Origin of the sequence: Rhodococcus sp. NPDC057529 (genome assembly GCF_042802055.1) — a bacterium.
Lineage (GTDB): Bacteria > Actinomycetota > Actinomycetes > Mycobacteriales > Mycobacteriaceae > Rhodococcus_F.
Genome location: NZ_JBHVEY010000010.1, coordinates 226,281 through 236,019 on the forward strand (window position 1 = coordinate 226,281; position 9,739 = coordinate 236,019).

Below are 9,739 nucleotides of genomic sequence, written 5' to 3' on the forward strand. Positions count from 1 at the left end.
GCGGAGCCGGGCGATGCGATGATCTCGGCGTGCCCGACTCCTCTCCCCGTTCCGACGTCACGAATCCACTGTTCCGCGCGGCGTTCGGCGCCGATCCGGGTGCAGGCCCCCTGCCGGAGTCGGACGTTCCCTTCGAACGCTGGATGCGGGCGGTGGCGTGGGGCGCCCGGGGGTACTACAGCCGGTCCCGCGCCGAACTGGACGCCCTGACGCGCGGCGGGGTTGCGGAACCCGCGATCGTGTCGCTCGCCTGGAGCACGCAGGCATCGTTGCTGAGGCAACTCGGCTGGCACGCCGAGGCGTCCGGATTCGACGGCCGGGCCCTGGCGGTCGTCGGGACGGGGCCCGGAGCGGCAGACGGTGTTCTCGCCGTGGAGGGGCGGTGCGACGCGTTGACGGGACTGGCCGCCGACGCACTGGGGTGCGGCCGGCTCGCACTGGGCAGGCGGCTGCTCGACCGGTGCTCCGAGTACCTGGACGGCCATCCCCCCGGCGAACTGTGGCGGCAGCACGTCCGCAGGCACTGGGTGAGCGCGGAGCTGTTTCTCGCGGACGGGGACTTCACCGCGGCGCGCCGCCACGCCGAGAGCGCCGCAGAAATTTCCGAGACCGCCGGATCGGTGCGGCACCACGTCAAATCGGATCTGCTGCGGAGTGCGTCGATGACGGGGGAGTCCGATTCCGGTCCGGCGGCGCGGCTCGCCGCGGATGTGCTCGACCGGTGCGATCGGCACGGCCTGATACCCCTGAAGTGGGCGGCTGCGATGTTGCTGAGTGGTGTGACGTCCGACTCACGTGCGGAGGCGGTGGTCGAGGAGTGCGACGCCCTCATCAGGGCGCGAGGTGGGCGCTTCCGGATCTGACTCCGCTGGTCGGGCCCCGTGGGGCCGGGTTGTTCACGAATCGGTGCGAATCCGGGCGAATACCGTTCGGTCCGCACCGTTACTCTTGGAGTGTTCCGCTGAGAGCGGGAGCACACCCATCGGGGGAGGTGCCACTGTAACGCCAGGATATTCAGCAACGATGACTAATACGAGCGAGGAGTTGGACTCCGCCGTCGCCGCTGCAACGCAGGGTGACCGGGCCGCTTTAGCTCTGGTCCTGGAAAACATTCGGCCCCTGGTTGTGCGTTACTGCAGAGCCAGGGTCGGTGCTGCGGAGAGGGGACAACTCTCCGCGGACGACGTGGCACAAGAAGTGTGCCTCGCCGTGATGACGGCCCTACCTCGCTACGAGGATCAGGGCCGGCCGTTCATGGCATTCGTCTACGGGATCGCCGCGCACAAGGTCGCTGACGCGCATCGGAACTCCGCACGTAACAAGTCGGAGCCCGTCGCCGAAGTACCTGATGTCGTAGCCAACGACGACGGACCCGAACAACGGGCGCTGGACTCGGAAGCGAGCAGGCAGATGAACGAACTGCTGAGCACGCTGCCGGAGAAGCACCGGGAGATCTTGATCCTCCGGCTCGTGGTCGGTATGTCAGCGGAGGAGACGGCCGCGGCCGTGGGTAGTACCGCGGGAGCTGTCCGCGTGGCTCAACACCGAGCCATCGCGAAACTGAAAAAAGAAGTGACGAGGGCAGGTGAGAGGTTTGGCTAGGGGCATCAAGCGCAACGGCAATCCCGATGCCGATCTCCCAGGAGACGACGCACCGGTGGACGTCGCGGCTGTGCGCCGCGACGATGCGCTCATCGACGCGATCGCCGGTGGCGGTCCCGTCGCAACGGATTCGCCGGAGCAATACGAGCTCGCGCTTCTGCTGACCAATTGGCGTGCCGACATCGTGTCGACGCCGATGCCGGCCGGGCCGCTGCTGGACGATGTGATCGCGGCGATCGACGCCTCGGACAACGCGCGTTCCGCACGCGGCGCCGCCCGCGGCAAGCTCCGGCTGTTGCGGCCCATCGCAGGCGCTGCCGCCGCGATCGCGGTCGTCATGGGCGGTGCCACCATCTTCTCGTACGACGCCGAACCCGGCGATCCGCTGTGGAGCGTCAAGTCGGTCGTGTTCAGCCAGCAGGCCGACTCGACCGTCGCACAGATCGACACCACGTCGCAGCTGCAGGAGGCCGAACGGCTGATCGCCGCGGGCGACGCGGAGTCGGCGAAGAACCTCCTCGACGGCGCCGCCGACCGTTCCGGCGGGGTACGCGACGCCGACCTGCGCAACGAACTCGACGTGTGGCGGGCGAAGCTCGCCGCGGAGCTCGAGAAGATGGCCCCGACCACGCCGCCGGCCGCGACGACGACGCCCGGGACCACCACCACCGACGCGCCGTCGCAGGCAACCTCGTTGCCGGCCACCGTTCCGGGGACCCCCGGTTCGACGACGGTGCCGGGAGCCGAACTGCTGCCGGGCACTCAGCTTCCGACGGATCTGCAGATCCCGGGGTTGCCGCCGATTCCGCTGCCGCAGCTGCCCACCCTCCCGCCGCAGCCGCCGCTTCCGCCCGAGACGATGCCGTCCACGAGCCCGGATCCGACGATCATGCAGTTGCCGCTACAGCCGACGAACAATCCGACCACGGAGCCGCCCACCCAGCAGCCGCCGCAGGAGCCGTCGACGGTGCCGCTGCCGACCACGACGACCACCGTCCCGGTGCTGCCGCCCACCAGCTAGCGGCTGGGCGGCCCGCCCGCACACACAACTGTGGCCCGACACTTCGCGTGTCGGGCCACAGCTGTCTGTGTCGGGTTGTGCCGGATCAGGCGTCGAAGCCGTCTCCGTGCAGAGCGTCGTTCATCGAGGCGTCCGCGTAGCCGCGGCAATAGTCCCAGGTGACGTACGCGTCGGGTGTCGGGTCGTAGGCGGGCTCGTGCGGGCGCACGGTGCCGTCGACCAGGAGCTGGAGGAGGTTGGCACGGAGCATGTCCCAATCGTGGTAGTGATCTTGCTGGCAGTCTTCGCAGCAGACGACGAGACCGCGGATCCCACGATGCGCCAGGAGCGCCTCGTACACGGCGAGGTCGGCCAGGTCTTCCTCCACGGCGAGACGCTCGTGGGGGTCGAGTGGCTGGCCCGGTTCGATCGCATCGAGAGCTGCGGACGGGTCGGCGGGGTCGCCGGCGAAGGGGTCCGGGGGCAGACCTGGAGGCAGTTGATCGCGCACAGCACCACGGTACGCAGGTCAGCCCGGTCTGCGCCAGCCGTTCGGCGTACGCCCAGCGTGGGTGGGCTCCGTGGCGATCGCGTCGAGCCGATATCATGGTGTGCGGAGCTGGGAATATCGATCGTCGCTCCGGCCTTTTCCCTGTATCCGAGTTCCCGCAAGTTCACCAGATCTGAATGTCCGCAGACGGCGCCACCGGCGCTGCACCTATGTTCCATGGAGGGCCCGAACCGCATGACAAGTTCAGCAGGGCATGTACACACCGGCGGTGACGACCCGAACAAGGTCGCGATGCTGGGTCTCACGTACGACGACGTCCTGCTCTTGCCGGCGGCGTCGAATGTCATCCCCGGCCAGGTCGACACGTCCAGCCAGCTGACCAGGGACATCCGGTTGCGGGTGCCGCTCGTCAGCTCCGCGATGGACACCGTCACCGAGGCGCGGATGGCCATCGCCATGGCCCGCGCGGGCGGCATGGGCGTGCTGCACCGCAACCTGTCCGTCGAGGCGCAGGCCGGGCAGGTGGAGACGGTCAAGCGGTCCGAGGCCGGCATGGTCACCGACCCGGTCACCTGCACACCGTCCGACACCCTCGCCGAGGTCGACGCCAAGTGCGCCCGGTTCCGGATCTCCGGACTCCCGGTCACCGACGCGGCCGGCCAGCTCGTCGGCATCATCACCAACCGCGACATGCGTTTCGAGGTCGACCAGAACCGCGCCGTGTCCGAGGTCATGACGAAGGCGCCGCTGATCACCGCCCAGGAGGGTGTCACCGCCGAGGTGGCGCTGGGCCTGCTGCGCCGCCACAAGATCGAGAAGCTGCCGATCGTGGACGGGCAGGGCAAGCTCACCGGCCTCATCACGGTCAAGGACTTCGTCAAGACCGAGCAGCACCCGGACGCCACCAAGGACCGCGACGGCCGGCTCCTGGTCGGCGCCGCCGTGGGTGTGGGCGACGAGGCGTGGAGCCGCGCAATGGCTCTCACCGACGCCGGAGTCGACGTTCTCGTCGTCGACAGCGCCCACGGTCATTCGGCCGGTGTGCTGGACATGATTTCCAAGCTCAAGGCCGAGGTCGACGAGCGCGTGCAGATCATCGGCGGCAACGTCGCCACCCGTAGCGGTGCGGCCGCCCTCATCGAGGCCGGTGTCGACGCGGTCAAGGTCGGTGTCGGTCCCGGCTCCATCTGCACCACCCGCGTCATCGCCGGTGTCGGCGCCCCGCAGATCACCGCGATCCTCGAAGCGGTCGCCGCGGCCAAGCCGCACGGTGTGCCGGTGATCGCCGACGGTGGACTGCAGTTCTCCGGCGACATCGCGAAGGCCCTCGCGGCAGGCGCGTCGACGGCGATGCTCGGTTCGCTGCTCGCAGGCACCGCGGAGTCGCCGGGTGAGCTGATCCTGGTCAACGGCAAGCAGTACAAGAGCTACCGCGGCATGGGGTCGCTCGGCGCGATGCAGAGCCGCGGGGCCGCGAAGTCGTATTCCAAGGACCGTTACTTCCAGGACGACGTGCTGTCCGAGGACAAGCTGGTCCCGGAGGGCATCGAGGGCCGGGTCGCGTTCCGCGGTCCGCTGTCCCAGGTCACGCACCAGCTCACGGGTGGTCTGCGGGCCGCCATGGGTTACACGGGAGCGTCGTCGATCGAGGAGCTGCAGAACGCGCAGTTCGTGCAGATCACCGCTGCGGGCCTGAAGGAGAGCCACCCGCACGACATCACGATGACGGTCGAAGCTCCCAACTACACCGCTCGCTAGCAACCAGTCACGATTCACGAGAAAGGGGCGCGCGTGCGCGACCTCGTTGAGATCGGCATGGGCCGAACAGCCCGACGAACCTATGAGCTGGACGACATCGACATCGTCCCCTCCCGCCGGACCCGCTCCTCCAAGGAGGTGTCGACGTCCTGGCAGCTCGACGCGTACCGGTTCGACATTCCGGTGCTGACGCATCCGACCGACGCGCTCGTGTCGCCGTCGTTCGCGATCGAACTCGGCAAGCGCGGTGGCCTCGGGGTCATCAACGGTGAGGGTCTGTGGGGCCGGCACGCGGACGTCGAGGCCAAGCTCGCCGAACTCGTCGCGCTGGCGGAGTCGGACGTCGACGTCGAGGCGCCGATCAAGAAGCTGCAGGAACTGCACGCGGCACCGTTGCAGCCGGGGCTCCTGGCCGCGGCCGTCGCGCAGGTCCGTGACGCGGGTGTCACGACCGCGGTGCGGGTGAGTCCGCAGAACGCGCGGGCGCTGACCCCGCAACTGCTGGAAGCGGGCATCGATCTTCTGGTCGTGCACGGCACGATCATCTCCGCCGAGCACGTCGCCCACGGCGACAGCGAGCCGCTGAACCTGAAGACGTTCATCTCCGAACTGGACGTCCCCGTCGTGGCCGGTGGGGTGAGCGATCACCGCACCGCTCTGCACCTGATGCGGACGGGCGCGGCCGGGGTGATCGTCGGGTACGGCTCCACCGAGGGCGCCACGACCACCGGTGAGGTGCTGGGCATCGGTCTCCCGATGGCGACGGCCATCGCGGACGCCGCGGCCGCCCGCCGCGACTACCTCGACGAGACGGGCGGACGCTACGTCCACGTCATCGCGGACGGCGACATCACGTCTTCGGGCGACCTCGCGAAGGCGATCGCCTGTGGCGCGGACGCCGCGGTCCTGGGCGCGCCGCTGGCCGTTGCCGCGGAGGCACCCGGCGGCGGCTGGTACTGGCCGTCGGCTGCCGCGCACCCGTCGGTGCCGCGCGGCACGATGCTGCCGGTCTCGTTCGGTGACCGCCCGTCGCTGGACCGGGTCCTGACCGGCCCGTCGGACGACCCGTTCGGTTCGCTGAACCTGGTCGGTGGACTGCGCCGCTCGATGGCGAAGGCGGGGTACTCCGATCTGAAGGAATTCCAGAAAGTAGGCCTGACGGTCCGCGCCTGAGGCGAACGCCGCCACGGCTTCTCTCGTCGCCCGATGTCGCATCGGTGCAGTTCAACTGCGCCGGTACGGCATCGGGCGACGTGCGTTTGCGGGTATCGCGACCATTCCTGATACCTCTCGTTACAGTTAAGGTGACCCTTGTGGCAGCTGTCACAACCACCGGGTGCATACTGGCGAGTAATAAACTCAGGTTCGTTGGAGGTCGAGTGATGAGCAAGCAGCGCACAACGGATTACGACGTCCTCATCGTCGGTTCCGGATTCGGTGGCAGTGTCACCGCGCTCCGTTTGGTCGAAAAGGGGTACAAGGTCGGCATCCTCGAGGCGGGCCGTCGCTACGCCGACGCGGACTTCGCGAAGACCAGCTGGGATCTCAAGAAATTCCTCTGGGCGCCCGCCCTCGGGTTCTTCGGCATCCAGCGCGTCCACCTGCTCCGCGACTGCCTCATCCTCGCCGGCGCCGGCGTCGGCGGCGGGTCACTCAACTACGCGAACACCCTCTACAAGCCGCCTGCCTCCTTCTTCCAGGACAAGCAGTGGTCGCACATCACCGACTGGCACGACGAGCTCACGCCGTTCTACGAGCAGGCCCGCAAGATGCTCGGCGTCGTCCGGAATCCGCACATGACCCCCGCGGACGAGATCATCAAGTCGGTCGCCGAGGACATGGGCGTGGGCGACACGTTCATCCAGACCCCGGTCGGCGTGTTCTTCGGCGAAGCGGGCAAGACCGTGCCCGACCCCTACTTCGGCGGCGTCGGCCCCGACCGCACCGGATGCATCGAGTGCGGCGAATGCATGACCGGATGCCGGCACGGCGCCAAGAACACCCTGCTCAAAAACTACCTGGGCCTCGCGGAGAAGGCCGGCGCCGAGATCATCCCGATGACGACGGTCAGCGGACTGCGCGAGGCGCCCGACGGCACCTGGGACGTCTTCACCCGGCGCAGCGGGCCGCGGAAGAACCGGAACCGCACGACGTACACCGCGGCGAACGTCGTCCTCGCCGCCGGCACGTGGGGCACTCAGCATCTGCTGTTCGACCAGAAGGAGTCGGGCGCGCTGCCCAAGATCTCCGACCGGCTGGGTGTACTCACCCGCACCAACTCGGAGTCGATCCTCGGCGCCGCCAAGAACAAGGTGGATCCCGCGCTCGAGCTCACGAAGGGCGTCGCCATCACGTCGTCGTTCCACCCGACGTCCGACACCCATGTGGAGCCGGTGCGTTACGGCAAGGGGTCGAACTCGATGGCCATGCTGCAGACGCTGCTGACCGACGGCGGCGGCAGGCGGTGGATGACGTTCCTCAGGGAACTCGCGAAGGATCCGACGGCGCTGAAGGTCCTCACCCCGTACAAGTGGAGTGAGCGCACGATCATCGCACTGGTGATGCAGAACCTCGACAACTCCATCACCACGTACACGAAGAAGGGATTGTTCGGCCGGCGCAAGGTCACCAGCAAGCAGGGCCACGGTCAGCCGAACCCCAGCTGGATCCCGGCCGGCAACGAGGCGACCCGGCGGATTGCGGAGAAGATCGACGGTCGCGCGGGCGGCACCTGGGGCGATGTGTTCAACATCCCGCTCACCGCGCACTTCCTCGGTGGCTGCACGATTGCGTCGGAACCGTCGAACGGCGTCATCGACCCGTACCACCGAGTGTGGGGTTACCCGACGCTGAGTGTGGTCGACGGTTCGGCCGTGTCCGCGAACCTGGGCGTCAACCCGTCGCTGACGATCTCGGCGCAGGCCGAGCGTGCGGCGTCCCTGTGGCCGAACAAGGGTGACGTGGATCTGCGTCCGGCGCAGGGGGAGGGATACCGGCGCCTGAACCCGATCGCGCCGATCGAGCCGGTCGTCCCGGAAGGCGCGCCCGCCGCGCTGGTGCTGCCGATCGTCGAGATCCGAAACGGCTCGGTGCTGCCCGACACCCGGAAGCACGGTGTTGCATAGCGCCGGCGAGGGTCGGGCCGTGGGGTCGCGCAGACCACAGAGCTGCGCCGATTAGACTGACCCGGTGGCAGATATCGAGCAACAGAGACCGGTCCTCGTCGTCGACTTCGGCGCGCAGTACGCGCAGCTGATCGCCCGGCGGGTGCGTGAGGCCAAGGTCTACTCCGAGGTGGTCCCGCACACCGCGACCGTCGAGGAGATCGCGGCCAAGAATCCGCTCGCCGTGGTGCTGTCGGGCGGGCCGTCGAGCGTCTATGCCGACGGGGCGCCCCAGCTCGATCCGGCCCTGTTCGATCTGGAAGTCCCGGTATTCGGCATCTGCTACGGATTCCAGGCCATGGCCGGTGCACTGGGCGGGACGGTCGCCCACACCGGCACCCGTGAGTACGGACGCACCGACCTGAAGGTGCAGGGCGGTCTGCTGCACGAGGGACTGCCGTCCAGTCAGCCCGTGTGGATGAGTCACGGCGATGCCGTCACCGAGGCCCCCGACGGCTTCGAGGTGACGGCCACCAGTGAGGGCGCACCCGTCGCCGCGTTCGAGGACCGGGCCCGCAGGCTCGCCGGTGTGCAGTACCACCCGGAGGTTCTGCACTCGCCGCACGGCCAGCAGGTGCTCAGCCGGTTCCTCCACGAGATCGCGGGCATCCCCCCGGCCTGGACGGCCGCGAACATCGCCGACGCCCTCGTCGAGCAGGTCCGCGAGCAGGTCGGCGACGGCAAGGCGATCTGCGGACTGTCGGGTGGTGTGGACTCGGCTGTCGCGGCGGCGCTCGTGCAGCGCGCGATCGGCGACAACCTGACGTGTGTGTTCGTCGACCACGGCCTGATGCGGGCCGGGGAGCGTGCGCAGGTCGAGCAGGATTTCGTCGCCGCCACCGGCGCCCGGCTCATCACGGTCGACGCCGCCGACACCTTCATCGGTGAACTGGCCGGGGTGTCCGACCCGGAGACCAAGCGCAAGATCATCGGCCGCGAGTTCATCCGCAGCTTCGAGGGCGCCGTCAGCGACGTGCTCGGCGAGAACGCCGCGCACGGCGACACGGTCGAATTCCTCGTGCAGGGCACGTTGTACCCCGACGTCGTCGAATCCGGTGGCGGCACCGGCACGGCCAACATCAAGAGCCACCACAATGTCGGCGGCCTGCCCGAAGACCTGCAGTTCACGCTCGTCGAACCGCTGCGCCTGCTGTTCAAGGACGAGGTCCGCGCGGTGGGACGCGAGCTGGGCCTGCCCGAGGAGATCGTGGGACGCCAGCCGTTCCCCGGCCCCGGGCTCGGCATCCGCATCATCGGCGAGGTCACCCAGGAGCGGCTCGACCTGCTGCGTCACGCGGATTCCATTGCGCGCGAAGAGTTGACGGCCGCCGGGCTCGACGGCCAGATCTGGCAGTGCCCGGTGGTGCTGCTCGCCGACGTCCGCAGCGTCGGCGTGCAGGGCGACGGACGCACCTACGGGCACCCGATCGTGCTCCGCCCCGTGTCCAGCGAGGACGCGATGACCGCGGACTGGACGCGACTGCCCTACGACGTTCTCGAGCGGATCTCCACCCGGATCACCAACGAGGTTCACGACGTCAACCGGGTCGTGCTGGACATCACGAGCAAGCCGCCGGGCACCATCGAGTGGGAGTGACGCACAGTGCGCGGGGGGGGGGGGGGGGGCTGCTGTTGGGTGGGGCGAGGGGGACCCGCCGCCCCTGCAGGGAGGATTAGGCTAAAGATCCGGGAGGGTCTATGCGC

Annotated in this window: 8 protein-coding genes; 7 read left to right on the plus strand and 1 reads right to left on the minus strand. The window is 68.7% G+C overall.

Going from position 1 to position 9,739, the window contains the following annotated elements; genetic code table 11:
* The first annotated feature begins 29 nt into the window (after positions 1-29).
* The 3 genes from ACFU5V_RS21530 to ACFU5V_RS21540 all read left to right on the plus strand — a co-directional run bounded on the left by ACFU5V_RS21530 (position 30) and on the right by ACFU5V_RS21540 (position 2,623).
* Entirely contained in the window at positions 30-863 is an 834-nt protein-coding gene (locus ACFU5V_RS21530) for a hypothetical protein (RefSeq protein WP_378701715.1), read from the plus strand.
* Positions 864-1,023: 160 nt separating this feature from the next.
* The gene (locus tag ACFU5V_RS21535) at positions 1,024-1,602 is read left to right on the plus strand and encodes a sigma-70 family RNA polymerase sigma factor (protein WP_005239770.1); all 579 of its coding nucleotides are present in this window, start codon (positions 1,024-1,026) and stop codon (positions 1,600-1,602) included.
* Positions 1,586-2,623 carry an anti-sigma-D factor RsdA gene (locus ACFU5V_RS21540; RefSeq protein WP_378701717.1) on the plus strand — a complete coding sequence of 346 codons (1,038 nt, stop codon included), beginning with the start codon at positions 1,586-1,588 and terminating at the stop codon, positions 2,621-2,623. Before ACFU5V_RS21535 ends, ACFU5V_RS21540 begins: the two co-directional genes overlap by 17 nt.
* An 85-nt stretch (positions 2,624-2,708) precedes the next feature.
* Here ACFU5V_RS21540 and ACFU5V_RS21545 read toward each other — a convergent pair whose 3' ends face one another.
* Positions 2,709-3,113, minus strand: a complete 405-nt coding sequence (locus tag ACFU5V_RS21545; protein ID WP_164060064.1) for a DUF5319 domain-containing protein — start codon at positions 3,111-3,113, stop codon at positions 2,709-2,711.
* Positions 3,114-3,347: 234 nt separating this feature from the next.
* On the opposite strand from ACFU5V_RS21545, the gene guaB reads away from it, so the two are divergent.
* From guaB to guaA, 4 genes are all read left to right on the plus strand, one after another.
* A complete protein-coding gene (gene guaB, locus ACFU5V_RS21550; RefSeq protein WP_378440924.1) occupies positions 3,348-4,871 on the plus strand; it encodes an IMP dehydrogenase in 1,524 nt (507 codons plus the stop codon).
* Positions 4,872-4,904: 33 nt separating this feature from the next.
* Positions 4,905-6,044: a GuaB3 family IMP dehydrogenase-related protein gene (locus tag ACFU5V_RS21555; protein WP_378440922.1), complete on the plus strand. Its 1,140-nt coding sequence runs from the start codon at positions 4,905-4,907 to the stop codon at positions 6,042-6,044.
* 209 nt (positions 6,045-6,253) lie between these two features.
* Positions 6,254-7,996 (plus strand): GMC family oxidoreductase N-terminal domain-containing protein, encoded by a 1,743-nt coding sequence (locus ACFU5V_RS21560; RefSeq protein WP_378701720.1) that lies wholly within the window; start codon positions 6,254-6,256, stop codon positions 7,994-7,996.
* Positions 7,997-8,060: 64 nt separating this feature from the next.
* Positions 8,061-9,632 (plus strand): glutamine-hydrolyzing GMP synthase, encoded by a 1,572-nt coding sequence (gene guaA / locus ACFU5V_RS21565; protein ID WP_378440918.1) that lies wholly within the window; start codon positions 8,061-8,063, stop codon positions 9,630-9,632.
* Positions 9,633-9,739 lie beyond the last annotated feature (107 nt).